Origin of the sequence: Croceitalea rosinachiae, assembly GCF_031846445.1 — a bacterium.
Lineage (GTDB): Bacteria > Bacteroidota > Bacteroidia > Flavobacteriales > Flavobacteriaceae > Croceitalea > Croceitalea rosinachiae.
This window is the reverse complement of sequence record NZ_JAVRHR010000003.1, coordinates 42,787-69,412: the sequence shown is the minus strand read 5'-3', so window position 1 is coordinate 69,412 and position 26,626 is coordinate 42,787. Positions and strand designations below refer to the sequence as shown.

28 protein-coding genes are annotated in these 26,626 nt (G+C 35.8%); 14 read left to right on the top strand and 14 right to left on the bottom strand.

From position 1 onward, the window contains the following. Positions 1-40: 40 nt before the first annotated feature. Positions 41-1,399: a UDP-N-acetylmuramate--L-alanine ligase gene (locus RM706_RS12780; RefSeq protein WP_311352134.1), complete on the bottom strand. Its 1,359-nt coding sequence runs from the start codon at positions 1,397-1,399 to the stop codon at positions 41-43. A gap of 79 nt (positions 1,400-1,478) precedes the next feature. Between RM706_RS12780 and RM706_RS12775 the strand changes: the two genes are divergently transcribed. The 3 genes from RM706_RS12775 to RM706_RS12765 all read left to right on the top strand — a co-directional run bounded on the left by RM706_RS12775 (position 1,479) and on the right by RM706_RS12765 (position 3,055). Then, positions 1,479-1,790: a cupin domain-containing protein gene (locus tag RM706_RS12775; protein WP_311352132.1), complete on the top strand. Its 312-nt coding sequence runs from the start codon at positions 1,479-1,481 to the stop codon at positions 1,788-1,790. A gap of 31 nt (positions 1,791-1,821) precedes the next feature. Further along, positions 1,822-2,607 (top strand): SDR family oxidoreductase, encoded by a 786-nt coding sequence (locus RM706_RS12770; RefSeq protein ID WP_311352130.1) that lies wholly within the window; start codon positions 1,822-1,824, stop codon positions 2,605-2,607. A 73-nt stretch (positions 2,608-2,680) separates the two neighbouring features. Continuing rightward, the gene (locus RM706_RS12765; protein ID WP_311352128.1) at positions 2,681-3,055 is read left to right on the top strand and encodes a DoxX family membrane protein; all 375 of its coding nucleotides are present in this window, start codon (positions 2,681-2,683) and stop codon (positions 3,053-3,055) included. A gap of 56 nt (positions 3,056-3,111) precedes the next feature. Here RM706_RS12765 and RM706_RS12760 read toward each other — a convergent pair whose 3' ends face one another. From RM706_RS12760 to RM706_RS12725, 8 genes are all read right to left on the bottom strand, one after another. Beyond that, complete coding sequence (locus RM706_RS12760; RefSeq protein ID WP_311352126.1) at positions 3,112-3,831, bottom strand: LytR/AlgR family response regulator transcription factor; 720 nt, start codon at positions 3,829-3,831, stop codon at positions 3,112-3,114. Then, a complete protein-coding gene (locus RM706_RS12755; protein ID WP_311352124.1) occupies positions 3,828-4,886 on the bottom strand; it encodes a sensor histidine kinase in 1,059 nt (352 codons plus the stop codon). The genes RM706_RS12760 and RM706_RS12755 overlap by 4 nt, the downstream gene beginning before the upstream one ends. A 29-nt stretch (positions 4,887-4,915) precedes the next feature. Further along, positions 4,916-5,200: a hypothetical protein gene (locus RM706_RS12750; protein WP_311352122.1), complete on the bottom strand. Its 285-nt coding sequence runs from the start codon at positions 5,198-5,200 to the stop codon at positions 4,916-4,918. A 16-nt stretch (positions 5,201-5,216) separates the two neighbouring features. Next, positions 5,217-5,405 (bottom strand): hypothetical protein, encoded by a 189-nt coding sequence (locus RM706_RS12745; RefSeq protein WP_311352120.1) that lies wholly within the window; start codon positions 5,403-5,405, stop codon positions 5,217-5,219. Positions 5,406-5,631: 226 nt separating this feature from the next. Further along, the gene (locus RM706_RS12740) at positions 5,632-6,153 is read right to left on the bottom strand and encodes a DUF4136 domain-containing protein (RefSeq protein ID WP_311352118.1); all 522 of its coding nucleotides are present in this window, start codon (positions 6,151-6,153) and stop codon (positions 5,632-5,634) included. 55 nt (positions 6,154-6,208) lie between these two features. Then, the gene (gene obgE, locus RM706_RS12735; protein ID WP_311352116.1) at positions 6,209-7,207 is read right to left on the bottom strand and encodes a GTPase ObgE; all 999 of its coding nucleotides are present in this window, start codon (positions 7,205-7,207) and stop codon (positions 6,209-6,211) included. A 48-nt stretch (positions 7,208-7,255) separates the two neighbouring features. Then, entirely contained in the window at positions 7,256-7,705 is a 450-nt protein-coding gene (locus tag RM706_RS12730; RefSeq protein WP_311352114.1) for a hypothetical protein, read from the bottom strand. 8 nt (positions 7,706-7,713) lie between these two features. After that, a complete protein-coding gene (locus RM706_RS12725) occupies positions 7,714-8,820 on the bottom strand; it encodes an adenylate kinase (RefSeq protein ID WP_311352112.1) in 1,107 nt (368 codons plus the stop codon). Positions 8,821-8,939: 119 nt separating this feature from the next. On the opposite strand from RM706_RS12725, the gene RM706_RS12720 reads away from it, so the two are divergent. From RM706_RS12720 to RM706_RS12700, 5 genes are all read left to right on the top strand, one after another. Then, positions 8,940-10,094, top strand: a complete 1,155-nt coding sequence (locus RM706_RS12720; protein ID WP_311353003.1) for a 5-(carboxyamino)imidazole ribonucleotide synthase — start codon at positions 8,940-8,942, stop codon at positions 10,092-10,094. Between the two features lie 4 nt (positions 10,095-10,098). Then, positions 10,099-10,587 carry a 5-(carboxyamino)imidazole ribonucleotide mutase gene (purE, locus tag RM706_RS12715; RefSeq protein ID WP_311352110.1) on the top strand — a complete coding sequence of 163 codons (489 nt, stop codon included), beginning with the start codon at positions 10,099-10,101 and terminating at the stop codon, positions 10,585-10,587. Between the two features lie 11 nt (positions 10,588-10,598). Beyond that, positions 10,599-12,629 carry a M3 family metallopeptidase gene (locus tag RM706_RS12710; protein ID WP_311352108.1) on the top strand — a complete coding sequence of 677 codons (2,031 nt, stop codon included), beginning with the start codon at positions 10,599-10,601 and terminating at the stop codon, positions 12,627-12,629. 125 nt (positions 12,630-12,754) lie between these two features. Next, positions 12,755-13,309, top strand: coding sequence for a sigma-70 family RNA polymerase sigma factor (locus RM706_RS12705; RefSeq protein ID WP_311353001.1), 555 nt, complete (start codon positions 12,755-12,757; stop codon positions 13,307-13,309). 4 nt (positions 13,310-13,313) lie between these two features. Then, positions 13,314-13,544 carry a hypothetical protein gene (locus tag RM706_RS12700; protein ID WP_311352106.1) on the top strand — a complete coding sequence of 77 codons (231 nt, stop codon included), beginning with the start codon at positions 13,314-13,316 and terminating at the stop codon, positions 13,542-13,544. Here the strand turns inward: RM706_RS12700 and RM706_RS12695 are convergent. Then, positions 13,541-14,365: a UbiA prenyltransferase family protein gene (locus RM706_RS12695; RefSeq protein WP_311352103.1), complete on the bottom strand. Its 825-nt coding sequence runs from the start codon at positions 14,363-14,365 to the stop codon at positions 13,541-13,543. The genes RM706_RS12700 and RM706_RS12695 overlap by 4 nt on opposite strands. 126 nt (positions 14,366-14,491) lie before the next feature. Between RM706_RS12695 and gcvP the strand changes: the two genes are divergently transcribed. The 4 genes from gcvP (at position 14,492) to RM706_RS12675 (ending at position 20,049) form a co-directional block, all read left to right on the top strand. Then, positions 14,492-17,353: an aminomethyl-transferring glycine dehydrogenase gene (gene gcvP, locus RM706_RS12690; protein ID WP_311352101.1), complete on the top strand. Its 2,862-nt coding sequence runs from the start codon at positions 14,492-14,494 to the stop codon at positions 17,351-17,353. Between the two features lie 175 nt (positions 17,354-17,528). Continuing rightward, a complete protein-coding gene (locus RM706_RS12685) occupies positions 17,529-18,587 on the top strand; it encodes a 3-oxoacyl-ACP synthase III family protein (protein ID WP_311352099.1) in 1,059 nt (352 codons plus the stop codon). 85 nt (positions 18,588-18,672) lie between these two features. Further along, positions 18,673-19,194 carry a class I SAM-dependent methyltransferase gene (locus RM706_RS12680; protein WP_311352096.1) on the top strand — a complete coding sequence of 174 codons (522 nt, stop codon included), beginning with the start codon at positions 18,673-18,675 and terminating at the stop codon, positions 19,192-19,194. Positions 19,195-19,203: 9 nt separating this feature from the next. Next, positions 19,204-20,049: a glycosyltransferase family 2 protein gene (locus RM706_RS12675; RefSeq protein WP_311352094.1), complete on the top strand. Its 846-nt coding sequence runs from the start codon at positions 19,204-19,206 to the stop codon at positions 20,047-20,049. Between the two features lie 66 nt (positions 20,050-20,115). Here the strand turns inward: RM706_RS12675 and pafA are convergent, their stop codons facing one another. Then, positions 20,116-21,789: an alkaline phosphatase PafA gene (gene pafA / locus RM706_RS12670; RefSeq protein ID WP_311352092.1), complete on the bottom strand. Its 1,674-nt coding sequence runs from the start codon at positions 21,787-21,789 to the stop codon at positions 20,116-20,118. 112 nt (positions 21,790-21,901) lie between these two features. Here pafA and RM706_RS12665 point away from each other — a divergent pair, with 112 nt between their 5' ends. Then, complete coding sequence (locus RM706_RS12665; protein WP_311352090.1) at positions 21,902-22,642, top strand: MlaE family ABC transporter permease; 741 nt, start codon at positions 21,902-21,904, stop codon at positions 22,640-22,642. Continuing rightward, the gene (locus RM706_RS12660) at positions 22,639-23,406 is read left to right on the top strand and encodes an ABC transporter ATP-binding protein (protein WP_311352088.1); all 768 of its coding nucleotides are present in this window, start codon (positions 22,639-22,641) and stop codon (positions 23,404-23,406) included. The genes RM706_RS12665 and RM706_RS12660 overlap by 4 nt, the downstream gene beginning before the upstream one ends. 6 nt (positions 23,407-23,412) lie before the next feature. On the opposite strand, the gene RM706_RS12655 is transcribed toward RM706_RS12660, so the two are convergent. The 3 genes from RM706_RS12655 to RM706_RS12645 are packed head-to-tail and all read right to left on the bottom strand — an operon-like array spanning position 23,413 to position 26,569. Continuing rightward, positions 23,413-24,870 carry a DUF389 domain-containing protein gene (locus tag RM706_RS12655; RefSeq protein WP_311352086.1) on the bottom strand — a complete coding sequence of 486 codons (1,458 nt, stop codon included), beginning with the start codon at positions 24,868-24,870 and terminating at the stop codon, positions 23,413-23,415. Positions 24,871-24,873: 3 nt separating this feature from the next. Continuing rightward, entirely contained in the window at positions 24,874-25,953 is a 1,080-nt protein-coding gene (locus RM706_RS12650; protein ID WP_311352084.1) for a mannose-1-phosphate guanylyltransferase, read from the bottom strand. Between the two features lie 10 nt (positions 25,954-25,963). Then, on the bottom strand, positions 25,964-26,569 hold the full coding sequence (locus RM706_RS12645; protein WP_311352082.1) for a SprT-like domain-containing protein: 606 nt from the start codon (positions 26,567-26,569) through the stop codon (positions 25,964-25,966). Positions 26,570-26,626: the final 57 nt, after the last annotated feature.

The window sequence follows — 26,626 nt, the reverse complement described above, 5'->3', positions numbered from 1 at the left end:
CTAAAAATCTGACATAATTGCATTTCGTAATTCATAGCGGCTATCTGACTATCAAAGTAGAAATCTCATCAAAATCCAGTCCCCCATAATTGCCAGAGCTCATTAACAATAGTGCGGTATTACCAAAACTTTGACCAAACAAATATTCTTTAAAGGATTTAGGGTCCGTAAATATTTTCAAATCCTTTCGCTGAAAGGCATTCGCAATTTGTTCTTCTGATACGGAATCTAAACGCTTAATCTTTACAGCTGCGGGAGAATAAAAAACAACAGCCTCGTTTGCGGCATCTAGAGCACCATTGTATTCCTTTAAAAATTGTGCATTCAGGCTACTATAAGTATGTAGTTCTAAACAGGCTAATAATCTTCGATTAGGGTATTGCTCTCTGACCGCCTCTGAGGTTGCCTTTACCTTACTTGGCGAATGGGCAAAGTCTTTAAACGCTACACTTGTTTTATTTTCGGCAATCTTTTCCATGCGCTTTGAAGCCCCCCGAAATGTTGCAATGGCCTCATAAAAATCATCTTCATCAACACCCATATTTTGGCAAATCCACTTTGCACCGGCAAGGTTATTTAAATTATGCTTTCCAAAAACTTCAATTGGCATTGGACCTTCAGGAGTCTCTAATAACGTTACTCCCTTTTCTAAAGCATATTCGGGGGTTTGATAGGGCAACTTTCGGATGCTATTTTCCGAGTTTTCAACTACTCTTTTTACTTCTTTATCTTCTTCATTATAGGTGATACTCCCCCCTTTCACAATACTATCCACAAAAATTTGAAACTGTTCGACATAATTGTCATAAGTTGGAAAAACGTTAATATGATCCCAAGCAATTCCACTTAATAAAGCAATATTAGGTCGGTATAAATGAAATTTTGGTCTTCTATCTATGGGAGATGACAAATATTCATCCCCTTCAAGTACTATAAAATCATTTTCTTCGGTTAAGTGCACCATGCGGTCAAATCCATCCAATTGGGCACCTACCATATAATCTACTTTCCTTTGGTGATAATCCAATACATGAAGAATCATAGAGGTAATGGTTGTTTTACCATGACTTCCTCCAATAACTACCCTTGTTTTATATTTTGATTGTTCATACAAAAACTCCGGATAAGAATAAATTTTAAGCCCTAATTCTTGAGCTTTTAATAATTCAGGATTATCCGGTTTGGCATGCATCCCTAAAATGATGGCGTCTAAATCGGTATGTATTTTATCTGGAAACCATCCAAATGCTTCGGGTAACAGCCCTTTTTTATCCAACCTACTTTTAGATGGCTCATAAATAACATCGTCACTACCGGTTACTTGATATTTTTTATGTGCTAAGGCCAAGGCTAAATTATGCATGGCTGCACCACCAATGGCTATAAAATGTATGTTCATATTTTAAAACTTGCTTTCAAAGATAGACAATGGCTTAAAATCTATTTTGATTCTTGCTATCTTGGTAAAAAGAAAAAATATGAATCTATCTGAAATACAATCTAAAGAAATAATGCCTGGCTATCATGCCAAAATGGTACATGCTGAAAAGATGAGTTGGGCTTTTTGGGATGTTGAAATTGGGGCTGAAGTGCCTATTCACCAACATATTCATGAGCAGATTATGCATGTGGTTGAAGGCACTTTTGAATTTACCTTAGCCAATACGATCAAAACGTACCACCCCGGTGATGTTGTTGTAATTCCTTCAAATACACCACATGGTGGAAAAGCTTTGACAGCGTGCAAATTAATGGATATTTTTAGTCCAGTTCGCGAAGAGTATAAATAGGTTCTTACCCCAAAAGGAATAAAAACTAAGTATGAAAATATCTTTAGAAGGAAAGAAAGCCTTAATTGGTGGAAGTAGTGGAGGAATTGGGAAGGCAATAGCAGAACAATTAGCTCAAAGTGGTGCCAGTGTTACGCTTATGTCTCGAAGTGAATCTAAAATGATTTCTATTATTGAAAATTTGTCTAATGACTTAGGACAGAACCACCAATATCTTATGGTTGATTTCAATGATTATCAAGCCTACAAAGTCATCATTTTCGATTATTTCAAAAAAAATACTGTAGATATTTTAATCAATAACACCCAAGGACCAAAGGCCGGAGGTGCATTAGAAAAAACAGTCGATGATTACCAAACAGCTTTTGACCTACTTTTTAAATCAGTAGTTTTTACGACAGAGTTTTCCTTAAAACAAATGCAGAAGCAAAAGTGGGGGCGAATCATTAATGTTGCTTCTGTTTCAATAAAAGAACCTCTTAACTATCTTGCTCTATCTAATACTATTAGAGCTGCTGTGGTTACTTGGGGTAAAAGTTTATCGATTGATGTGGCCAAAGATGGCATAACAGTAAATAATATATTGACAGGTTATTTTGATACCGACCGTATTGCACAACTTAATGTCAAAAAGGCTGAAAAGTTAGGTGTTACAGAACAAGAAGTACGGAAAACTATGGAGAACAACGTACCAGCTAAACGTATTGGAAAACCGGAAGAATATGGTTTTTTAGTCGCTTTTTTAGCCTCAGACAAAGCATCTTATATCAACGGAACTAATATTCCCATTGATGGAGGATTATTGAAATCTTTATAATTAATATATCTTTTAATTATTGATTTCTCAAATTTTAACTATTTTTATTGATTAACCAATAAAACTATATTTTATGAATTCTAAGGTTTTTCTAGTCGTCAGAATACTATTGGGCTTAATGGTTTTAGTCTTCGGACTCAATAAGTTCCTTCAATTTTTACCCCCTTTTGAAGCTGGGGAAGATGCACAAAATTACTTTGGTGCTTTAATGAACACCCAAACAATGACAATGGTAGCCATTGTGGAAATTGCTGCTGGCATAGCTTTAATTTTAAATAAATATGGTGCGTTAATGTCGGTTATTCTGATGAGCGTATCGGTCAACGCAGTACTTTTCCACGCTACATTAGCACCTGAAGGTATTGCACCTTCTCTTGGGCTTTTAGTGCTCAACATTTTAGCATTGATAGGTTACAAAGACAAATTCTCTGGAATATTAAGTGCTTAACTCGAATGTTAGATTAAATTTTGATAGTGCCCAAAAGCACAAACTTTGGGCACTTTTTATAGACTCATTTTGTCTTTAAAGAGGTATGATTGCCTCCGAGATACTTCAATCTCATCATTGTTTTCCATAGTCAATTTTAATTTTCCATTGAACCAAGGTACCACACTTTTAATATAACTTGTATTCACTATTTGTTGCCGATTTACCCTAAAAAAAGACTCTTCAGGCAGTTTCTCCTCAACTTGGTTTAGAGACTTGTACAACAAAGGTTTTTCATCTTTAAAAAAGACCCGAGTGTAGTTTCCCACTATTTCAAAATGCGAAATTGAGCCTATCTTAACCAACCAGCATTTCTCCCCATCTTTTATAAAAATTTGACTATTTTCTGATAACTTTTTAGTAGCTACTTCATCTGTTTTACCTTCAATTTTAGCCTTTACCTTTTCAATTGCAATTTCAAATCGTTTCTCATTGATTGGTTTTAGCAAATAGTCAAGGGCATTATACTCAAAGGATTTTATGGCATATTCATCAAAAGCGGTAGTAAAAACGGTTATAGGTACTTCATCGAGCATCTCTAAAAGTTCAAAACCATCTTTTTCTGGCATGTTGATATCTAAAAAAAGTAAATCAGGATTCTCTTTTTGAATCAATTCAAAACCTATATCGACATTCTCTGCTTCTCCCACAATCTCAATATCCACATGTGCCTTTAAAAGCTCTTTCAGCTCATTACGTGCCAAACGTGAATCTTCGACTATAACAGCTTTGATCATAATAACGGAATCTTTATGTTAGCTACAACTTCATTTGCAATTTCTTCAAGTTTAAATTGTGCACTATCTCCGTATAACAACTTTAAACGCTGGCGTATATTCTTCAAACCCAGTTGAGTGGAATCTTTTGAGATATACAATTTACCTGTATTAGAAACCTGTATTTGAAGTTCCGTATCATCTTTGTCAACTTTCAAATTGATTTTACCGCCATCTTTTAAATTTGAAATACCGTGTTTAGCCGCATTCTCCACCAATAATTGAATTATCATCGGGGGAATTTGAACTTGAAGACAATCTTTTTGAACTTCTTTTGCGAATTCAAGGCGGTTTTCAAACTGAATCTTTGATAGATTAATATAATTATCTACCATCTCTAGTTCTTCTTCGAGCGCAATTGCATTGTTATTGTTCTTGGTTAATGAATAACGCAACATCTCAGAAAGTTTAGTCAGCATTTCTCTAGATTTGTCCACATCTTCGAGCATTAACCCACGAATATTATTCAAACTATTGAACATAAAATGAGGATTTATCTGACCTTTAAGTGTATTTAATTGCGCTTGTTTCAGGTTTGTGTTCAACTCTAAGCGTTCGATACGATTGCTATTCAACTTCAAAAGCAATTTGATAACAAAATAAGTAACTGTCCATGCACCGACCAAAAAAAGTGAATTTATTGCCTGTACCCAAAAACCATCATATATCTTGAACATTTTAATATGTTCTTCACTTAGACTTGGTCCATATTTTATGTAGATATAGCCAAAAAGATAATTTAAAGATCCAAAAATAAAACAGGTTAGAATAAATGAAACTCCAATCTTGATGAAATCTTTAGGTTTAAAAGACTCAAAATCAATGCTTCTTTTAAGATACCATCGGAATATTGAAGTTACCGAAATACTAATCAATAAGCCAAATAAGATGGAGTAGGTGACGAATTTAACGTCAACATTTTTTAACAGCAGTAGGGAAAGGAAATTGATAAAGCCCCACCCTGCAAATTGTAAAATCCAGAAAAATAGATTTCTCTTTTTATCAGTAATGTTCATTTTCTAGCCACTGGATTAACTGTATAATTCTAATGCGACCAAAGATATATAAGTTTGCCTATTGAAAATCCAAGGCCCAAAAATATAGCAATGATGCCTAAGGTTAAACCAAAAATCTTTTTTTTACTGTTTGTGCTTTTTTTACAATTTGACAGTTTTTTGTCTTCACGATAAGCCCATAACAATATTATTACAGAAGTAAGAACCATTAATGTAGCCCATATTAAATCAGCATCTTTGAATTGCGAAATTAACGCTGCTGCCAATAGTATGGCGCCTGCAATATAAAGGGCATTTCTAATACTCAATTTCATAATCGTCTTAGTAAGATTATCGTACCAATTCTTTTGAACTTTTTTCTTTGTGCATTAATGCTGTTCCTATCAGTATAAATCCTGTATAGATTGGAAAAAAATATGCCATTAGACTTTGACTCGCTATGGCTCCAAATACACCAATGAGTAATGCTATAAAGCCTATTATAAATACAACTTGTTTTGCGTTTTCTGAATTTTTCATGTTTTATAGTTTTAAGGTTGATAAATGAATTAGATTAAAATGCTCAACACAAGAGATACAATTAATTTTACAAGTGCTATCATTATGTTTGTTTTGTTATTGTATTAATTATGAAGCAAATGTATTGGAGTAGATAGCTTTAGAAAAGTAATTTATGACCAACGGTAAACTATTCTTACTGAACGGTAGAAAGAAATGACCGAACCTGATTTTTGGCTTATATTACTTATTTCTCGGGTGGAAATTTTTTAAAAACCTTTACAATTAGGGCCTGTAAACGTTCTTCTCGCACACTGGGTGAGGCATTGTCTCTAAATCCTGATTCAGTGACAGCTTGCCAATAAAGAGCGTCTTTTTGACTATCAACAAAATCAAATTGTATTTGACGCTGCCAACCAGAATTGCCTATTGGCAAACCCACCGAAACCCCACCACCGACATTTCCACCTCCACCACCAACGCCGATACCAACATTATTACTGGAGGCAGTTCTAAACTCTGAGCTTAAAATATTAATGAAAAAGTCTGGCTCTTCAGCCAATAGATATCCTTTAGCTTGCAAAGTTGAGTCAAGGGCCTTAACCAAACGTTTTTCATCTAACTCGCTAAGTCCAGATTCTATATCAGAAAAGTAATTATAAGTAGTATAGTTGGAGAAATTGGTTGCTCGATCATAATCATAGTCTACCCTTATTGTATTACAAGAAATTAGTAAAAAGCTGAACACTATGTAAATCAAGTTCTTCATAGACAATGAACTTAAAATTACAAATAAATGTTTTTGAGGTAGTCAAATTGAGTGATTATTCGTTCAATTGCTTCCAAAGTAAATCCTTTAATTCTTGAATACCTTTTTGAGCAACGGATGAAATAAACAGATACGGAACATTTAAGTCTTTATCAAGCTCAATCCGCATCATTTCTTGTAGCTCATCATCAAGCATATCACTTTTAGAAATGGCTACAATGCGTTGTTTATCAATTAATTCGGGATTATATCTTCGCAACTCGTCAAGCAATATTTCGTATTCTTTAGAAATGTCTTTGCTATCTGCAGGAATTAAAAATAACAAACTCGAGTTCCGTTCAATGTGCCTTAAAAAATAATACCCCAAACCTTTACCTTCAGCAGCGCCTTCAATGATCCCTGGAATATCAGCCATTACGAAACTTTGAAAATCGCGATACTCGACTATACCTAAATTGGGCTTTAAGGTGGTAAACTCGTAATCGGCAATTTTTGGCTTGGCTGAGGTCATTACAGAAAGTAACGTAGACTTACCGGCATTGGGGAAGCCTACTAAACCAACATCAGCTAAAACCTTAAGTTCTAAAACAATATTGTGCTCTTGCCCTGGTATCCCAGGTTGCGCATAACGCGGAGTCTGATTTGTTGAGGTTTTAAAGTGCCAGTTTCCACGACCGCCCATACCGCCTTCGGCGACTATTTTCTCTTCGCCGTTTTCGGTTATCTCAAACAAAATTTCATTTGTATCACCATCGCGAACGACAGTACCCAATGGAACATCCATATAAACATCTTCTCCATCAGCTCCTGTACTGCGGTTTTTACTGCCATGTTCCCCATGGCCTGCCTTAAAATGCTTTTTGAATTTATAGGTTACAAGTGTCCAGAGATTACTGTTCCCTCGAATGATAACATGACCACCTCTTCCACCATCACCGCCGTCCGGACCGCCTTTGGTGATATATTTTTCGCGATGTAAATGTACAGACCCTTTACCTCCATTTCCCGAGGATACAAATGCCTTTACATAATCAACAAAATTGCCTTCGGTCATTCTCTAGAGGTATTAATTGCTTCTTTAGGTTAAGGATATTGTTACAAACTAGAAATTATACGAATTAAATCGGAAATCAGATGTTGAAAATGGGCCTAAAAGAGAATCTGAGGATTTTTCCAAAACCCAATAGGCCCTCTTAAATTGCATCTGTTTAAACAAATGGGGGACATCATTTATTGTTGAGTCTACCTTTCTTGCGATTGACCCAATTTTTAATATAGAATCTAAATCTATTTCAGAAGGATAAAAATCGCTCAAAACATTATACCTAATTCTATCTTTTTGAATAGACTGTAAAAAAAGGATATAATCATCATTTTCCTTTACAGACTCAACATTTGATTCTAGGAAAAGCCCGTGGAAATTATCTTTTAAAATATATTTGTAACCCTCTCCCTCATGAACATATTCTATTCCATTTGAATATCTCTTAGATATATCAGAGCAAGAAATATCAAAAATCAATAGCGGAATGAATAGATAGACTTTTTTCAACTTTAAACTTATAAAGAATCAATCACCTTACTAAGTCTTTCCGTAATCTCATCAATCTCTCCAATACCATTCACAGTATAAAACTTGTTTTGTTCTAAATAAAAGTCTTTCAAGGGTGCAGTTTTTTGATTGTATTCATCAAATCGATTACGGATTTTAGATTCGTCTTGGTCATCGCTTCTACCGCTATCTTTGCCACGTTCTAATAATCGTGCCACCAAAATATTATCATCGGCTTCTAGGGCAATAGTGGCATTAATCTTCATGTCTTTTGAAGCCAAGAAATTATCCAAAGCCTGGGCTTGGGCTGTCGTTCTTGGGAAGCCATCAAAAATGAATCCTGCTGCATCTGGATTCTTTTCAACTTCATCTTTCAACATGTCGATCGTGACCTCATCGGGCACCAAATCACCTTTATCCATATACGATTTGGCCAATTTGCCCAGCTCCGTACCATTCTTGATATTATATCTGAACACATCTCCTGTAGAAATGTGCTTCAAATTATATTTTTCCTTTAAGAAACCAGCTTGAGTTCCCTTACCTGCACCAGGCTTTCCAAAAAGCACTAGGTTAATCATATTTGTATGGTTTAGTTGATAAACTTCTCTCAAATTACGACCCAACTCATTATAGTCAAGTCCGTATCCTACAATAAAATCATCCGAAATCTCAAGTCCTACATAATCAATTGTATACTCCCCATTATAAATTTCAGATTTGTAAAACAATGAAGCAATTTTGAATTCTTTGACATTTGTAGTAGAAAACAAATTCACCAATTGCTGCAAAGTTCTACCCGTATCAATAATGTCTTCTAAAATTATGACACTTCGTCCTTCAATATCTTCAGAAACATCTAAAAGGGTTTCAACGATGCCGGTAGATGTCAAGCCTTGATAGGAACTCAATTTCACAAATGAAACTTCGCAAGGATACTGATATTCCTTCAAAAAATCAGAAACAAACATAAAAGACCCATTTAAAACACCAACAAAAATCGGAGTCACATCTTTATAGTCAAGAGCGATTTCTTGTGCTATTTTTTTAACAGCCTTAAGAATTTGCGCTTCACTCAAATAGGGTTTAAAAAGCTTGTCATGTATCTTGATCAAAGTCTTTCCTTTTTATTGAGGATGGCAAAGATAACATTTTTTGAATGTGCTTTCCTTCGCCAGCCTTTACCCTTTTGGGAATTCAACGTATTTTTGTTCTCATCACAAGTCGATTCAGTATGAACTATTTTTCTTCAAATTTTAAACTTGGTATTCTTGGTGGTGGCCAACTGGGCAAAATGCTTCTTTATGAGACCCGAAAATGGGACATTTACACCAAAGTTTTAGACAATTCTGAAGAAGCGCCATGCAAAATTTCCTGTGATGAATTTGTTCTTGGAAGTTTATTAGATTTTGATACCGTTTATAACTTTGGCAGCAATGTTGACGTATTGACCATTGAAATCGAAAACATTAATGTTGATGCTCTTGAAAAACTAGAAGAAGAGGGTGTAAAAGTCTTTCCTCAACCAAGAGCATTAAGAATTATACAAAACAAAGCAACTCAAAAGTTATTTTATACAGATAGTGATATACCCACCTCACCTTTTACAAGGTTTGTATACACTAGTGAGATAAACGATAGTATTAATAATGGTGGTTTAAAATTACCTTTTGTATGGAAATGTGCCCAATTCGGATATGATGGTCAAGGGGTAAAAGTGGTTAGAAAATCTGATGATTTAAATGGATTGCCGAATGTGGAATGTATTGCTGAAGAAATGATTAATTTTAAAAATGAATTGGCCGTTATTGTTGCTAGAAGTTCTGCTGGTGAAATAAAAACCTATCCAGTGGTTGAGATGGAGTTTCACCCCGAGGCCAATCAAGTAGAATATGTAATTTGTCCAGCTCGCATTGAAGATAAGATTGCACAAAAAGCTCAAAAAATAGCTCTAAAGGTTGCTCAACAAATCAATCTTGTGGGTTTATTGGCAGTTGAACTATTTCAAACCCAAGATGATAAAATTTTGGTCAATGAAGTTGCACCAAGACCTCATAATAGTGGCCATTATAGTATTGAAGCCAGTTATACCAATCAATTTGAACAGCACATACGAGCCATTTTAGGCCTACCTTTAGGAAATACCAAAAGTAAAGTTGCCGGTATTATGGTCAACTTAGTTGGTGCGGAGGGGCACACTGGTGATGTTGTTTATGAAAATATGGAAGCTGTTTTGGAATTGGAAGGTGTTACACCACATATCTATGGAAAAAAACAAACAAGGCCCTTTCGAAAAATGGGGCACGTAACTATTGTTGATAAGGATATGGAAAGGGCACGGGGAGTTGCACAGAAAGTAAAAGAAACAATTAAAGTGATTAGCAAATAAAAACATGAGCAAAGTAGCCATAATAATGGGCAGTACCAGTGACTTACCGGTCATGCAAGATGCCATCGATATTTTAAAAGGGTTCGATATTGAAGTTGATGTGGATATAGTTTCAGCCCATCGTACGCCAGAAAAATTGTTTGATTTTAGCAAAAATGCTCGCATAAATGGGTATTCGGTCATTATAGCTGGTGCAGGTGGTGCCGCACATTTACCAGGCATGGTAGCCTCTTTATCACCTTTACCCGTTATTGGGGTTCCAGTAAAAAGCTCTAATTCTATTGATGGATGGGATTCTGTTCTTTCCATACTTCAAATGCCAGGTGGTGTTCCTGTAGCAACAGTTGCATTAAATGGTGCAAAAAATGCCGGTATTCTTGCCGCTCAGATTATCGCCACTGCTGATACATGTGTGCTTGACAAAGTGATTTTATATAAAGAAGGCCTAAAACAAAAAGTACTAAAAGGAGCTGAAGAAGTTAAAAAGAAATAGTAGAAAGATACATGCAGAATCCATTATTATCCCGATTTGACAAAGCACCATTTTCAAAAATAAAAAACGCCCATTTTAAGCCTGCATTTTTAGCTGCGATTGAAGAGGCTCGAAAAGAAATTGATGCTATCGCCAACAATACAGAATCCCCAACATTTGAGAACACCATTTCGGCATTGGATTATTCTGGGCATCAACTAGACAGAGTTTCAAGTGTGTTTTTTAATTTAAACTCAGCTGAAACCAATGAAGAAATTCAAAAAATAGCTCAAGAAGTTTCTCCATTGTTGTCTGCATTCAGCAATGATATAACACTTAATGAAGGTTTGTTCATTAGAATTAAAGCTGTTTACGAACAAAAAGATTCCATCAAGTTATCTGCTGAAGAACTAACATTACTTGAGAAGCGGTATAAAAGTTTTAGTCGAAATGGAGCCAATTTACCAAAAGAAAAAAAGAAGCGTCTAAGAGAAATTGATGCCGAACTAGCAAAATTGAAGTTAACTTTTGGAGAAAATCTATTGGCAGAGACCAATAAATTCGAAATGCACATTACCGCGAAATCAGACTTGGATGGCATGCCGGAGGGGGCTAAAGAAGCAGCTGCCCAATTGGCGAAGTCTAAAGAAAAGGAAGGTTGGTTGATAACTTTGGATTACCCAAGCTATATTCCTTTCATGAAATACGCCAAAAATCGCGAACTCAGAAAACAGCTTTCATTGGCTTTTGGCAGCAAAGGATTCAAAGGTGATGAACTTGACAATCAAAAGAATGTATTGACCATTTCTAGATTAAGGCACGAACGAGCAAATCTTTTAGGTTATCAGACCCATGCTCATTTTGTTTTAGAAGAGCGAATGGCCGAAACTCCTGAAAAAGTAGTTTCTTTTTTGAACGAATTGCTTGAAAAGGCAAAACCTGCCGCTGAAAAAGAATTTCAACAGTTGCAGGATTTCGCTGCCGCATTAGATGGAATTGAAAGGCTAGAAAAATGGGATGGTTCTTATTATTCTGAAAAACTCAAACAAAAACTTTTTGAACTTGATGATGAACAGCTCAAGCCTTATTTTAAATTAGAAAATGTCATTGATGGAGTATTCAAAGTGGCTGAAAAACTATTTGGCCTGCAATTCAAAGAAGTTTTTGATGTGGATAAATATCATAAAGATGTGAAGACTTTTGAAGTGTATGATATAAGTCAAAACTTCATTTCTCTGTTTTACGCCGATTTTCATCCAAGACCAGGTAAACGAGGCGGTGCTTGGATGACTTCTTTTAAATCACAATTCCGAAAGAATGGAGAAGATAATCGACCTCATATCTCCAATGTTTGCAATTTTACTCCTTCCACAGAGACAAAACCCTCATTGTTAACTTTTAACGAAGTAACCACACTCTTTCATGAATTTGGTCATGCTTTACATGGTATGCTTGCCAACACTACCTATCCGAGCTTATCAGGGACTTCTGTCTATTGGGATTTTGTGGAACTTCCCAGTCAGATTTTAGAAAACTGGTGCTACGAAAAAGAAGCTTTAGAGCTTTTTGCCAAACATTATGAAACAGGAGAAGTAATTTCTATGGAATTGATTCAAAAGATAAAAGATTCGGCTGCTTTTCAAGAAGGCATGGCTACCTTACGTCAAATCAGTTTTGCGAAATTAGATATGGAATGGCATGGTAAAGACCCATTTGACGTTGCTGCTGTCAAAGATTTTGAAACTAAAGCCTTTAAAGGCACACAACTGTATCCAGATACATCAGAAACTTGTATGAGTACGGCTTTTGCTCATATTTTTCAAGGAGGCTACTCCTCAGGATATTATAGCTATAAATGGGCCGAAGTTCTTGACGCCGATGCGTTTGCATACTTTAAAGAATATGATATTTTTAATTCTGAAGTTGCCGAAAAGTTCAAGGAACATATACTTTCAAAAGGGGGAACAGAAAACCCTATGACCCTATATAAGCGTTTTCGTGGACAAGAACCAAAAATTGAGGCCTTATTGGAGCGAGCGGGATTATTGGCGATCAACACGTAACTAGTGTTAAGCATAGCCCAAAATTACTGATTGTGATCTTCTTGTGATATTTTTTTGAGTCGTTTGTTAAGACAAGAAAGATATTTAACTTAAAACCTGTAATTTTGACACTCCGAAAAACAAATATGCCCCTTCACGAATTACATCCTGATACTTGGATAGACAAATACGCTGATTATCTTTTTAATTATGCAATTACACGTGTGAGCGATACTGAAATTGCTAAAGATTTAGTACAGGAAACTTTTTTTGCAGGATTAAAATCAGCAAAAAATTATAAAGGTGAAGCTGCCGAACGCACATGGCTTATAGCCATTCTTAAACGAAAAGTTATTGATCATTACCGAAAAATCAATTCAAAAAAAGGTAAAGCAGAAGTTAGAATGAGTTATGCCAACACCTCTGAAGAAGAAGGAGATTGGCTTGAAGAACGTGTCGCAGACCCATTTAGCAAAGGCGGTGATGAAACTTTGGAAAATGAAGAATTAGGACTGGCGATTCAAGATTGTATTTCAAAATTGCCAAAAAAACAGTCCTTAGTCTTCTCAATGAAAACAATACAGGGCATGAGTACCGAAGATATTTGTAATGAATTAGGAATTAATCCGTCCAACTTATGGGTCATGATACATCGAGCACGTACGGCGCTCATGGGCTGTATGAATCAAACATGGTTTTAGACGTATGAAAACATCTCGTGAAAAGGCAAAGGAAATTTGCACCAAAAGTCAATATGGAGAAGCTACTTGGTGGGAAATTCTTCAACTTAATGTTTATTTACTCTTTTATAAAGATTGCGCCCAATTTTCTGCAAAGAACAGTAAGCTTACATCATTATGCGAACAGGCTAACATGCAAGTAATTTCCGAAGAGGATAAAGAGGCCATGAAAAAAGAATTAGAAAAACAACTTTAAACCGCTTTGGTCAACATGCACCAAATTCCTAAAAACATTATTGGCAGTAACTCAACCCAAAAAGAAGCAAAATACCTAGGTTGTTTCTCCCTCGTCAGTTTAATTGCATAAAATAATAACACTCCTATAGCCAATTCGCCAATTACTATCATATTTGATAATCCATCTTTTAAAAAAACAAGGCCAACGTAAATTATGATTAAGAAATAAGTGACCGACTTCGTTTTTTTGACTCCTATTCTTTGAGGCAATGTTTTTAAGTTAAAATCATCATAGCGCAAATCTCTAATTTCGAAAGGCATTAACAAGATCAATACGACCAGAACACGTTGTATCATCAAAACGACAATGTCCCATGTCAATGGTAATCCTTCATCTTTCACCGGCAATAGTACTGTACACCCCATCCAAACCAGGGCGACCAAATAAGTTTTCATTCCACAAAGACTTCTCAAATTCTTGGCTCGCGGTAAAAAAGGAATGGCATATAAGGCGCTTACAAGTACTAAACAGACTATAACAATCCAGAGCTCTGTTTTTAGGTAAATCAAAAAATACATAGCTCCAAAAAAAGATAAAAAACTAAAAGCCTGAATTAATCGATGATATGGATTTGATATAATTAGATATTTTTTCGCCTCTACGCCGTACTTAATGAAATTATAACAAACAATGGTACCAAAAAACAAAAAACCGATTAAGGCAGTATTTGTTGAAGTTTCTAGGGTTTTCACAGAAATAAAGTAAAAGGAGACCACTGCTAACCCCACATGAATACTAGCATCTAAATAAAAATTAAAAATATGCTTAAACAGCTTCATTAAACAAAATTAGGCAAACCAAAATCATAGTGGATTTCTGGTTAAAAACTTTGTGCTCAATAGTTTTAAATTCAGCTGTTTTCATAGAATTAATCCCTAATTTTGTGGACTTTATTTGATAAAAATATGAATACAGATTCATTCGCTTTACGCCATATTGGCGTTCATGAAAAAGATTTAAAAAGAATGTTCGAAATCGTTGGAGTAAATGATTTGGAAGAACTTATTAGCCAAACCATTCCTGATGATATTCGTTTAAGCAACAAACTCGATTTACCAGATGGCATAAGTGAACATGAATTTTTAAATCATATACAGCACCTCTCAAATAAGAATAAAGTATTCAAATCGTATATAGGACTAGGTTATCATGAAAGCTTAACCCCTTCCGTTATAAAAAGAAACATTCTTGAAAATCCGGGGTGGTACACTGCATATACCCCTTACCAAGCTGAAATAGCCCAAGGCAGGTTAGAGGCCTTATTGAACTACCAAACTATGATCTGCGATTTAACAGGAATGGAATTGGCCAATGCATCTCTTTTAGATGAGAGTACTGCTGCGGCAGAAGCCATGACCATGTTATATGATATTCGCAGTAGACAACAGAAAAAAAATGGGGTTTTGAAATTCTTCGTGTCTGAAGAAATACTGCCCCAAACCATGAGTCTATTGGAAACACGATCAACTCCTTTAGGTATTGAACTTGTTGTAGGTAATCATGAAGAATTTGATTTTTCAAACGACTTTTACGGTGCTATTCTGCAATATCCAGGCAAATATGGGCAAGTGCATGATTATGCTGCTTTTGTTAAAAAAGCGCAAGAGAATGATATTAAAGTTGCTGTTGCAGCAGATATTTTAAGCTTGGTGTTATTGACCCCTCCCGGTGAATGGGGTGTAGACGTTGTAGTGGGCACCACCCAGCGATTCGGAATCCCTTTGGGATATGGAGGGCCTCACGCTGCATTTTTTACTACTAAAGAAGCTTATAAAAGGAGTATACCTGGTCGTATTATTGGAATGACCAAAGATACTGATGGCAATCCGGCAATGCGCATGGCATTACAAACCCGAGAGCAACATATTAAGCGTGACAAAGCAACTTCAAACATTTGTACCGCTCAAGTATTACTTGCAGTGATGGCAGGAATGTATGCCGTATATCACGGTCCTGTTGGGTTGAAGTATATTGCCAAAAAAATACACAATGCTGCTAAGGTGGCTGATGGGTTTCTGCAAAACTTAGGTTATAAACAGCTAAATTCAACTTACTTTGACACCATAAAAATTGAAGTTGAAAACTCTAAAGAAGTTCAAAGTATTGCTGAAAAGCATGGGGTTAATTTAAACTATATTGATTCTAAAACAATTTCTATTTCATTTAATGAAGCAACTTCATCTCATGACTTAAAGGTCTTAATGGGAATTTTTTCTTCTATAAAAGAGTATAATGTAGAGAAAGAAAGTTTCATGGTTTTTGCAAATCAAATAGACAGTATTTCAGATTCACTAAAACGTAAATCCTCTTTTTTACAACAGCCTGTTTTCAATTCCTATCATTCAGAGACCGAATTGATGCGCTATATCAAAAAACTCGAGCGTAAAGATTTGGCATTAAACCATTCAATGATTTCTTTGGGCAGTTGTACCATGAAGCTAAATGCTGCATCAGAAATGCTGCCTTTAAGTCTAGCAAATTGGGGAAATGTTCATCCATTTGTGCCATTGAATCAAGCAGAAGGATATCAAATTATGCTTCAGGAATTAGAAAAACAATTGAATGTAATTACTGGTTTTGCGGCGACATCATTACAACCTAATTCTGGTGCTCAAGGGGAGTATGCCGGTTTAATGACCATTCGAGCTTATCATAAATCTCGTGGAGATTCACATAGGAACATTTGTATTATTCCTGCTTCGGCCCATGGCACTAATCCTGCTTCAGCAGTAATGGCAGGCATGAAAGTAGTCGTTACCAAAACTGATGAAAAAGGAAATATTGATGTTATTGATTTAGAAGAAAAAGTCAATTTACATTCAGATAATTTGGCCGCATTGATGGTTACCTACCCCTCAACACATGGTGTATTTGAGTCATCTATCAAATATATTACCAAATTGGTACATGATAATGGAGGACAAGTGTATATGGATGGTGCAAATATGAACGCTCAGGTAGGTTTGACCAATCCAGCAACTATAGGTGCCGATGTTTGTCACTTGAACCTACATAAAACCTTTGCTATTCCACATGGGGGTGGCGGACCAGGTGTTGGACCCATTTGTGTAGCAGAACAGCTAAAACCTTTCTTACCATCAAACCCTGTAGTTGAAACGGGTGGAGAGCATGCTATTACCGCTATTTCTGGTGCCCCTTGGGGCAGTGCTTTGGCTTGCTTAATTTCTTACGGATATATTAAAATGCTTGGTGCTGACGGCGTTACTGATTCGACAAAAATTGCCATATTAAACGCAAACTATATCAAAGAGCGTCTTAACGGTAAGTATGATGTACTCTACACTGGAGAAAAAGGACGGGCAGCCCATGAAATGATAATTGATTGTAGGCCTTTTAAAGAGCATGGTATTGAGGTTACAGATATTGCAAAACGTTTAATGGATTATGGTTTTCACGCACCCACAGTATCTTTTCCAGTAGCTGGCACCATGATGATAGAACCTACGGAAAGTGAAAGCTTGGCGGAGTTGGATAAGTTTTGTGAAGCGATGCTTTCAATTCGAGAAGAAATTCAGCATGCCATTATTGAAAACCCAAATAACGTATTAAAAAATTCACCACATACTTTAACCATGGTTACCTCTGATACTTGGGATTTTCCATATACGCGAGAACAAGCCGCATTTCCACTTTCATTTGTAAGCGAAAACAAATTTTGGCCATCGGCGAGACGTACTGATGAAGCATTTGGGGATCGTAATCTAATCTGTACTTGTACTCCTATCGAGGCATATGCCGAAGTATAACTAAACCCTTGTATTGCAGGAACTAAGCTTGTTTACACAAAAAGATAATGGAGTTTTTATTCGATTAGCAATAGTAAGCTGATAGTTGAATATCGTAACATTTATTATGCATGCATAATAACGAGTTTAGTTTTACAGTATCTTGTAATTTACAATTAGATTTTACTAACTACACATGAAAATAGGAATCACAGGAACAGGTAGTTATTTACCCGAAATTATAACCACAAACGATGATTTTATAAATCATAGATTTCTTGGTCCTGATGGTAGCGAATTTGAACATTCAAATGCCACCATTATCGAAAAATTTCATGCAATTACCGGAATTGTTGAACGTAGATATGCCCCACCTGAGTTAAAGACGTCTGACCTTGGGTTCTTATCCGCAGAAAAGGCCATAACAGATGCTGGCATTGATAAAGAAGAGTTAGACTATATCATTTTTGCCCATAATTTTGGTGATGTCCAAACCGGTAAAATACAAGGCGATACTTTACCATCACTAGCTACTCGAGTAAAACACCTTCTTAAAATAAAAAACACCTCATGTGTTGCTTATGACATACTTTTTGGCTGCCCAGGTTGGATTGAGGGTGTAATTCAAGCAAAAGCTTTTATTCAAAGCGGAATGGCTAAAAAATGTCTGGTCATTGGTGGCGAAACCTTATCACGGGTTATTGACCCACATGACAGGGACAGTATGATTTACTCTGATGGTGCTGGTGCATGTATCTTAGAGGCAGATAGTAATAAGGGCGAAATTTTGGCCCATGCAAGTCAAACACACGCTAATGGCGAAGCCTATTATCTTTATTTTGATAAAACCAATGATCAAGAGGGATGTACTGATACAAGATATATTAAAATGCATGGTAGAAAAATATATGAATTCGCATGTTCGAATGTTCCGCAGGCCATGGCTGATTGTGTTGATAAAGCTGGAGTCGGAATTGATGATGTAAAAAAGGTATTCATTCATCAAGCCAATGAAAAAATGGATGAGGCCATTATAAAACGATTTTACAGACTATATGGAAAAGAAGCTCCAGATGGGGTAATGCCTATGATTATTCAAGAAATGGGAAATAATTCGGTCGCTACGGTTCCTATTCTTTTTGACCGTGTTCGAAAAGGTAAGGTAGAAAACCACGGATTAAAAAAGGGAGATGTTGTCATTTTTGCCAGCGTTGGAGCTGGTATGAACATTAATGCGATTGTATATCGCATATAGCGCGATACAATCTTCTTTATCTTTTGTTTTTTATTTTGTCAGGTATTAGTTGTCATTTGTCATTTGTTTTTTGGAATTTTAGCCCATGTATGAAGGCAAATATCCATATAAACGTTACCGAATCACCCTTGAATTTCTTAAAAAGCATATTTCAAAAGATGCAAGTATTTTAGATTTGGGCGTTGAAAACCCATTTTCTGAAATATTAAAATCTGAAGGGTATGCTATACAGAATACCAAAGGTGAAGATTTAGATCTTAATTTTAAAAATGTAATTGATTCCCAGGCCGAGGTTATAACTGCTTTTGAGATTTTTGAACACCTTGTAGCTCCTTTCAATGTTTTAAAAACGATTAAAGCAGACAAGTTGGTTGCCAGTATTCCTATGCGATTATGGTTTGCATCAGCTTATCGGAGCAAAACGGACCCCTGGGATAGGCATTATCATGAGTTTGAAGATTGGCAATTTGATTGGCTTTTAGAGAAAGCAGGTTGGAAAATTGTAGATTCGATCAAATGGACCAACCCAACAAAAAAGATAGGGTTTCGCCCACTGTTGCGATACTTTACGAATAGGTACTACCTAGTTTATGCAGAAAGGGTTTAAATTTGGCTTATGCATATAAGCATTGTCATTCCTGCCCATAATGAAGAAAAGTTTCTCGAGGTTTGTCTAGAATCATTTGTTGTGCAAACTCAACCACCGGAAGAGCTTATTATTGTTGACGACAACTCTTCAGACCGTACTTTTGAAATAGCAACGGCATTCAGCAAAAAATATGACTGGATTTCAGTTCTTCAACGTAAAAGTTCTGATAAACATAGACCAGGTAAAAAAGTAGTAGATGCGTTTAACTATGGGCTGAAATACGTCTCTAATTATAATTTAATCGGAAAGTTTGATGCCGATATTGTTCTCCCCTCGAATTATTTTGAGCAAATGTGTAACCATTTTCAAAGCAATTGGAAATTAGGCATGTGTTCTGGGCTGCTCTATATTAAAAAAGATGAAAATTGGGTGTATGAAAACATTGCTGAGAAGACCCATATTCGTGGCCCGATAAAACTATATCACCAAGCCTGTTTTAATAAAATTGAAGGTTTGAGGCTTGGAACGGGTTGGGATACCGTTGATACTTTGTTGGCAAAGTACCATGATTTTGAAACCTTGACTGACGAAAACCTTAAAGTAAAACATTTGCGACCAACAGGTAAAGGATATACAGCAAAAAATTATCAAGCTAAAGGTGAAGCCCTATATAGAATGCGATACGGATTGCCCTTGGCGAAAATTGCACTCTTAAAAATGGCTTTACAAGCCAAAAGTCCGAAGCTCTATCTGCAAGGAATTTTTAGTTATTTAGGGGCTTGGTTAACCAGAAAAGAACGCTTTGTTAATACCGATGAGGGTCGTTTTATAAGACAGTTACGTTGGAAAGGCATACTTGCTAAATTGTTTTGATTATAAACTTACTTATTTAAGTCAATTGCCATTGAGGCCATTTTGATCAAAGAATGAAATATAGCATTAATCCAATACCTCAACAATTGGTTTCCCAGTAGTTCCATTAGGGAAAGCAATTCCTAACATACTGGCAATCGTTGGAGCAATATCAGGAATCTCTGTTCTTGAGAAGGTCTCTCCTTTTTTAATTCCATTACCATAAAACAATAGCGGCACATGGGTATCATAAATCATTGGAGAGCCATGGGTTGACCCTGTTCTTGGATATGATATAAAACTCGGCTTTAGCACAAAAAGGACATCTCCAGAACGTTTTTGATTCCATCCATTTTGTAAAATATAGGGAATACCTCTAGTATACTCATTTTGCCACATTTGATAGCCAGTATATACCATATTCACATCTTTATAGCCTTGTAGTTCAAATGCAATTTCTTCTTGTACATCATCCAAATCCATATCAAGGTTATTAATGACTTTATGATCTAAAAACACTTGATAATTACTGATGTTCTTTACCAAATCAGTCGTTCCGTACTTATATTTCAAGAACTCATTAAATTGTTTTTTTAATTCATCCATTTCAATATAACCTGCCGGGATTTTTTGGTCTTTTAAATAGGCCGGAACATGAATTGCGCCATGGTCGGCAGTTAAAAAAACAGTATAATTTCCGCTACCAACTTCTTGGTCCAGAGAGTTCAATAAACGCTCTAAATCTTGATCCAATCGCAGATAAGTGTCTTGTATCTCTTTTGAATTCACACCAAACTTATGGCCTACATAATCAGTACTAGAATAACTTACTGCCAAAAAATCAGGTACGCTATCTACCCCAAGGTTTTCATTTTTTAATGCCTCAATGGCGAAATCTGTAGTTACACTATTTCCAAAAGGCGTGGCTTTAATAAATTCATAGTCTCTTGTTTTATCTAATAAATTTGGAGTGCTATGCGGAAATGTAGGGGTTGTTTCTGTTTTAAATAGACCTTCATATTTATTATTATCTGAACCACTTTCTACATATAAATCAATACTTTTTATTGTTGTCCATGCTTTCTTATAACTCTGCGCTGCCTCAGATTCGTTAAAAGCCATCACCCAATTTGGCAAAGTTTCCATATAATATGAACTGGTCACCCATTTGCCAGTATCATCGCCTTCAAACCAATACGCTGCATTTGCAGTATGTCCGCCAGGTAAAACGGCACCTCTATCTTTAAGCGCTATAGCAATGGTTTTACCTTTCATTTGAGTATGTAGCCGTAATTGGTCAGTTATGGTGGTCGTAAGCATTCGATGTGGAGACATTTTTCCGGCTTCTGAGGTTGTACCAATAGATTCTTGGGTGTCGTCAGAGGCGCAATACACTTCTTTATCTTGTTGTTTATCATACCAATTATTACCTATTATACCGTGTGATGACGGGCTAGCGCCAGTATATACGGAGGCATGTCCAGGACCAGTGCTGGTCGGCGCATAATTAAAATGATGGTTTTTACAATTGAACCCTTGATTTGCTAATCTTTTAAATCCGCCTTCACCATAGTGATTCCAAAAACGGGTCAAATAATCATAGCGCATTTGGTCTACTACAATACCGACTACCAACTTTGGGTTTGTTTGTGATTGTGAGACAGCAATCGCATTTTTAGTTTTTGCTTTTCGTTGTGCATTAGCAACTGAAAAACTAGCAAATAATGCAACTATCGTTATAATTAGGCATAATTTTTTCATCTTCTAAATTTGAATCCCACAAAGCTATCAATTAAAATTTTTAAAAATTTAAATCAAGGTTAAATACACATCAATATTGTTATTTTTACGCTTGAAGTAGATTTTGCATTTTATGAATTACATAGCTTCTATCGGCAAGTATTTTATAATGGTATGGGAAATTTTTAAAAAACCTACCAAATGGCGTATTATGCGTTCTTTAATTTTAAAAGAAATTGATGAACTCATCTATGGTTCCATGGGCATCATCATTTTCATAGCTTTCTTTATTGGCGGTGTTGTTACCATACAAACAGCTCTAAATTTAAATAGTCCTTTTTTGCCCAAAAGCCTTATAGGTTTTGCAACGAGACAATCAGTAATTTTAGAATTTGCACCAACGTTTACTTCAATAATAATGGCAGGTAAGGTAGGCTCATATATCACTTCAAGTATTGGCACCATGCGTGTTACCGAACAAATTGATGCTTTAGAAGTAATGGGTGTAAATTCGCTGAATTACCTTGTTTTTCCAAAAATAATTGCCATGCTCATGTATCCTTTTGCCGTGGCAATTGCCATGTATGTTGGCGTATTGGGTGGTTGGGTTGCAGCTGTCTTTGGCGAATATGCACCAAGTGGAGAATTCATAAAAGGCCTTCAGCTTGACTTTACTCCATTTCATGTAACATACGCTTTTGTTAAGACACTGGTCTTTGCGCTCGTTATTGCAACAGTGCCTTCATTTCATGGGTTTTATATGAGAGGTGGGGCGTTAGAGGTTGGTAAAGCCAGTACAACAGCTTTTGTCTGGACCAGTGTGGTAATCATCATATTAAACTATGTATTAACACAATTGATGCTAGGGCAATGATAGAAGTAGATAACATACACAAATCGTTTGGTGACGCTCATGTTTTAAAGGGCGTTTCAACTTGTTTTGACCAAGGCAAAACCAATTTAATCATTGGGCAAAGTGGCTCTGGTAAAACCGTGTTTTTAAAGTGTTTACTAGGGCTTTTCGTACCTGAAGAAGGTAGTATCAGTTATAGTGGACAAAAATATTCTGAATTATCTACCAGTGAAAAACGAGACTTGCGTCAAGACATGGGAATGGTATTTCAGGGTAGCGCCCTTTTTGACTCCATGACCGTAGAAGAAAATGTGATGTTTCCTATGGATATGTTTACCAAAAGAAATATGGGTGAAATGAGGGATAGGGTCAATGAGGTACTACAACGGGTAAATCTAGTTGATGCTAACAAAAAATATCCTTCAGAAATTTCTGGAGGAATGCAGAAAAGAGTTGCCATTGCTAGAGCAATTGTTATGAACCCGAAATATCTTTTCTGTGATGAACCTAATTCAGGTTTAGATCCTAAAACTGCAATTTTGATTGATAATTTGATTCAAGAAATTACTCAAGAATTTAATATTACCACGATTATCAACACCCATGATATGAATTCGGTTATGGAGATTGGCGAAAAAATTATTTTTCTAAAAAATGGTTTTAAAGAATGGGAAGGTACCAACAAAGAAATTTTTAAAACAGACAATGGCGCGGTAACTGACTTTGTGTACTCTTCTGAGTTATTTAAAAAAGTGCGCCAAATGTATATTGAAGAACGGAATTAAATCATACTACTCCACTTTTCTCACTTGAATTGTGCTGTCTTTCAAACGAACTTTTAACCAATCGCTTATTTTGTCCATCTGGGCCTGACCTTCGTTCTGAGATAATCCATCTTTAAATTTTACCTCAAACAAAGCAGTAGTATCCGTTTTATTAAAATCAGTCTGGATACGGTTGGAAAAACCAATCCCTATAACGTGTTCATAATTCACTTTGGCTTCTGCTGTGATTTCTTTAAAAGGTATACTTTGAGAAGCGTATCTACCCAAGTTGGCAACTTCTTCCTCTAAAACGCGAATACGTTCTTCTTTTGTCAAAAGTTCAGCTTTTTTAGACTCGTACAATTCGTTTACATAATCAAATTTTTGCTGTGAATCGTCACGCCCACCTTGTAAAACCCTTAATTCTGTATCTATAAGCCTAGTGTACGAATTCTTTCTGTTACGCCAAGTATTTACAATATTTTCTGGCACTTCTTCTGTTCCTAAAATGGCGACTTCAATATAAGACCCGTATTTTTTATCAAAATGAAGATCAGTTAAATCATTCTCATAGCGACCACTACCTTCAAATTCATAAATCTCAATGGTATCGGCTAAAAACTCTTGAGCCTGTTTTCTAAACAAAGATTCTTGCAGTACGTCATAAAATGTAATTCCCGCAGGAATCATAACGGCTAAACCTACTAAAGAAGCTATTCTAGCTATAAACCTTCGTCTTTTTGAGTTGGCATAACGGACCATAGGAAAACGTAAATATTTAACCACTAAAAAAGTAGCTAAACCTATAAAAATGGTGTTTATAGTAAAGAGATACATGGCCCCTAATGCATATAACGGTTTACCTATGGCCAAACCAAAACCTACGGTACAAAGAGGAGGCATTAAAGCTGTAGCAATGGCAACTCCAAAAATAACACTGGCTATAGTACCCTTTTTTGCTCTTGCAATTACCAGTGCTAAACCACCAAAAAAAGCAATCAATACATCCCGAATATCTGGAGCTGTTCTTGCCAATAATTCTGAAGATTCATCACGCAAAGGAAACAAATAGAAGAAAAGAAAAGCTGTCAGCACACTCAAAACAACCATTACGGTAAAATTCTTTAGTGAGCGCCTGAGCATATCGATATCATTAATGGCCAATGACAAACCCATACCCAAAATAGGACCCATTAATGGTGAAATTAACATTGCACCAATAACCACAGCGGTAGAGTTTGCATTTAAACCTACAGAAGCGATAAAAATAGAACATATGAGAATCCAAGAAGTATGACCCTTGAATGGAATATCGGCAATTATCGATTCTTTCGTAGCAATGGGGTCTGTATTACTTCGTATCTCTAAAAGCTCAAAAAGAAATTTTTGAGCATTACCCAATAAACCTTTAAAGTCCTTTTTTATTTCTTCCCCACTATCTGGAGTAGTATTTGTGTTATTTTCTTGAAAAAGATTTTCACTCATAATTTATGCATACTGTTCACCAAATTCATCTTGAACCTGGCCTCGTACTTTCTTGATATCTTGTTGTTTTGATTTGGGATAAATTAATAATACATCATCTTTATCAACAATGATATAATCTTCTAAGCCATCAACCACAATAATTTTTCCTTTTGCCGAACGAATCATATTTCCTTTAGCATCAACTAGTAAAGACTCTGCATTAACAACAGCATTGTCTGATTCATCTTTGTCTAATTTCTCATACAAAGCTCCCCAGGTGCCCAAATCATTCCAATCAAAGGTTGCTGGAAGGGTAAATATTGACCCGGAATTTTCCAAGATAGCATAATCTATTGAAATGTTTTCTGCTTTAGGGTAATTTTCAGCTATAAACTCTTGTTCTTCAGCAGTATTATAGCAAGACATTCCTTTATCAAATAAGTCAAATTGCTCTGATTGATAATTTTTAAATGCCTTTACGATTGTAGTCACGCTCCACATAAAAATACCCGCATTCCATAAAAAGTTACCTTGAGCCAAAAAATCTTTAGCAGTTTCTAAATTTGGTTTCTCACGAAATTGGGCTACTTTTTTTATCCGATTCTGACGCTCTTTCTCATATTCAATATATCCAAAACCTGTATTTGGATATGCAGGTTGAATGCCCAAGGTACATAGCACTTCTTCTTTTTCGCACTTTTCAAAACAAGCAATAACATCATTCTCAAAAGCTTGTTCATCTTCAATCCAGTGATCGCTAGGAGCAACAATCATCACAGCATTCGGATTCATTTTTTGAATCTTGAGTGAAGCATACAAAATGCAAGGTGCTGTATTTCTCATAGCTGGCTCTAAAACTACTTGCGCTTGTTTCACCAATGGAAGTTGTTCTAGTACCAAATCATTATAACGTTCATTGGTCAGGATAAGAATATTTTCTGTCGGAATAAATTTATTCAGACGAGAAAAAGTTTTTTGAATTAGGGTATCACCTGTCCCCAACATATCATGAAATTGCTTAGGGTTATTTGTTGTACTTACCGGCCAAAATCTAGATCCAACGCCACCTGCCATTAAAACAGCATAATAATTTTTATTCATGGTTTATCTTTTAGTCACTGATTAATTCTACTTCTGCATTAGGTTGAAACAAATATAGTCTGCCGGTTGATAGTTCAATGCATTCATAACGTTTTACGCGCTTCTTCCCCTTCTGAAAAAGTTTACCGTTATAGATTCGAAACTTACTACCTAATGGTAATTCAAAAACGTAAGAATTTTCTTTCTGTTGTTCTGTGTCAAAAGCTTTTAAAGCAATAGACAAATTTGCATCTGTACTACTACTCGCTTTAGGGTTTTTAAAATGACGGGCAATAACGGGTAATAATTTAATAGGGAAAATTTCAGGCCTTATAAATGGTACCATTAAATGCTGAAAGGTTCGCTTCCACTCTAAACCATGAGGTTTTATACAACGGCCAAATTTTTCAAAAGCAACTAAATGTGCAATCTCGTGCACAAGTGTAATCAAAAAACGATATTTATTCAAAGATGCATTTACCGTTATTTGATGCAAGCCATTCGGTAATTTTCTGTAATCACCATGCCTTGTAACACGATGATTTACAATTTTTAGATTTACCCCATGCATTTTAATCAAACTAAAGCATGGAGCTACTGCTCTCTCTGGAAGATATTTTTGTAAGACATCATTCACATGAACAAAAATAGGAGATAAAAATAATTAGCGGGAATATCTGTATTTTTAAATCAA

Bases quoted from the DNA above. Each gene is read 5' to 3' on its own strand.
- RM706_RS12710 (WP_311352108.1), top strand. From the start codon at position 10,599: ATGCAGAATCCATTATTATCCCGATTTGACAAAGCACCATTTTCAAAA.
- RM706_RS12720 (WP_311353003.1), top strand. From the start codon at position 8,940: ATGAACTATTTTTCTTCAAATTTTAAACTTGGTATTCTTGGTGGTGGC.
- RM706_RS12780 (WP_311352134.1), bottom strand. From the start codon at position 1,399: ATGAACATACATTTTATAGCCATTGGTGGTGCAGCCATGCATAATTTA.
- RM706_RS12695 (WP_311352103.1), bottom strand. From the start codon at position 14,365: ATGAAGCTGTTTAAGCATATTTTTAATTTTTATTTAGATGCTAGTATT.
- RM706_RS12655 (WP_311352086.1), bottom strand. From the start codon at position 24,870: ATGAGTGAAAATCTTTTTCAAGAAAATAACACAAATACTACTCCAGAT.
- pafA (WP_311352092.1), bottom strand. From the start codon at position 21,789: ATGAAAAAATTATGCCTAATTATAACGATAGTTGCATTATTTGCTAGT.
- RM706_RS12675 (WP_311352094.1), top strand. From the start codon at position 19,204: ATGCATATAAGCATTGTCATTCCTGCCCATAATGAAGAAAAGTTTCTC.
- RM706_RS12745 (WP_311352120.1), bottom strand. From the start codon at position 5,405: ATGAAAAATTCAGAAAACGCAAAACAAGTTGTATTTATAATAGGCTTT.
- RM706_RS12705 (WP_311353001.1), top strand. From the start codon at position 12,755: ATGCCCCTTCACGAATTACATCCTGATACTTGGATAGACAAATACGCT.
- RM706_RS12665 (WP_311352090.1), top strand. From the start codon at position 21,902: ATGAATTACATAGCTTCTATCGGCAAGTATTTTATAATGGTATGGGAA.
- RM706_RS12700 (WP_311352106.1), top strand. From the start codon at position 13,314: ATGAAAACATCTCGTGAAAAGGCAAAGGAAATTTGCACCAAAAGTCAA.
- RM706_RS12680 (WP_311352096.1), top strand. From the start codon at position 18,673: ATGTATGAAGGCAAATATCCATATAAACGTTACCGAATCACCCTTGAA.
- gcvP (WP_311352101.1), top strand. From the start codon at position 14,492: ATGAATACAGATTCATTCGCTTTACGCCATATTGGCGTTCATGAAAAA.
- RM706_RS12685 (WP_311352099.1), top strand. From the start codon at position 17,529: ATGAAAATAGGAATCACAGGAACAGGTAGTTATTTACCCGAAATTATA.
- RM706_RS12755 (WP_311352124.1), bottom strand. From the start codon at position 4,886: ATGAACATTACTGATAAAAAGAGAAATCTATTTTTCTGGATTTTACAA.
- RM706_RS12740 (WP_311352118.1), bottom strand. From the start codon at position 6,153: ATGAAGAACTTGATTTACATAGTGTTCAGCTTTTTACTAATTTCTTGT.
- RM706_RS12660 (WP_311352088.1), top strand. From the start codon at position 22,639: ATGATAGAAGTAGATAACATACACAAATCGTTTGGTGACGCTCATGTT.
- RM706_RS12765 (WP_311352128.1), top strand. From the start codon at position 2,681: ATGAATTCTAAGGTTTTTCTAGTCGTCAGAATACTATTGGGCTTAATG.
- RM706_RS12650 (WP_311352084.1), bottom strand. From the start codon at position 25,953: ATGAATAAAAATTATTATGCTGTTTTAATGGCAGGTGGCGTTGGATCT.
- purE (WP_311352110.1), top strand. From the start codon at position 10,099: ATGAGCAAAGTAGCCATAATAATGGGCAGTACCAGTGACTTACCGGTC.
- obgE (WP_311352116.1), bottom strand. From the start codon at position 7,207: ATGACCGAAGGCAATTTTGTTGATTATGTAAAGGCATTTGTATCCTCG.
- RM706_RS12775 (WP_311352132.1), top strand. From the start codon at position 1,479: ATGAATCTATCTGAAATACAATCTAAAGAAATAATGCCTGGCTATCAT.
- RM706_RS12760 (WP_311352126.1), bottom strand. From the start codon at position 3,831: ATGATCAAAGCTGTTATAGTCGAAGATTCACGTTTGGCACGTAATGAG.
- RM706_RS12770 (WP_311352130.1), top strand. From the start codon at position 1,822: ATGAAAATATCTTTAGAAGGAAAGAAAGCCTTAATTGGTGGAAGTAGT.
- RM706_RS12750 (WP_311352122.1), bottom strand. From the start codon at position 5,200: ATGAAATTGAGTATTAGAAATGCCCTTTATATTGCAGGCGCCATACTA.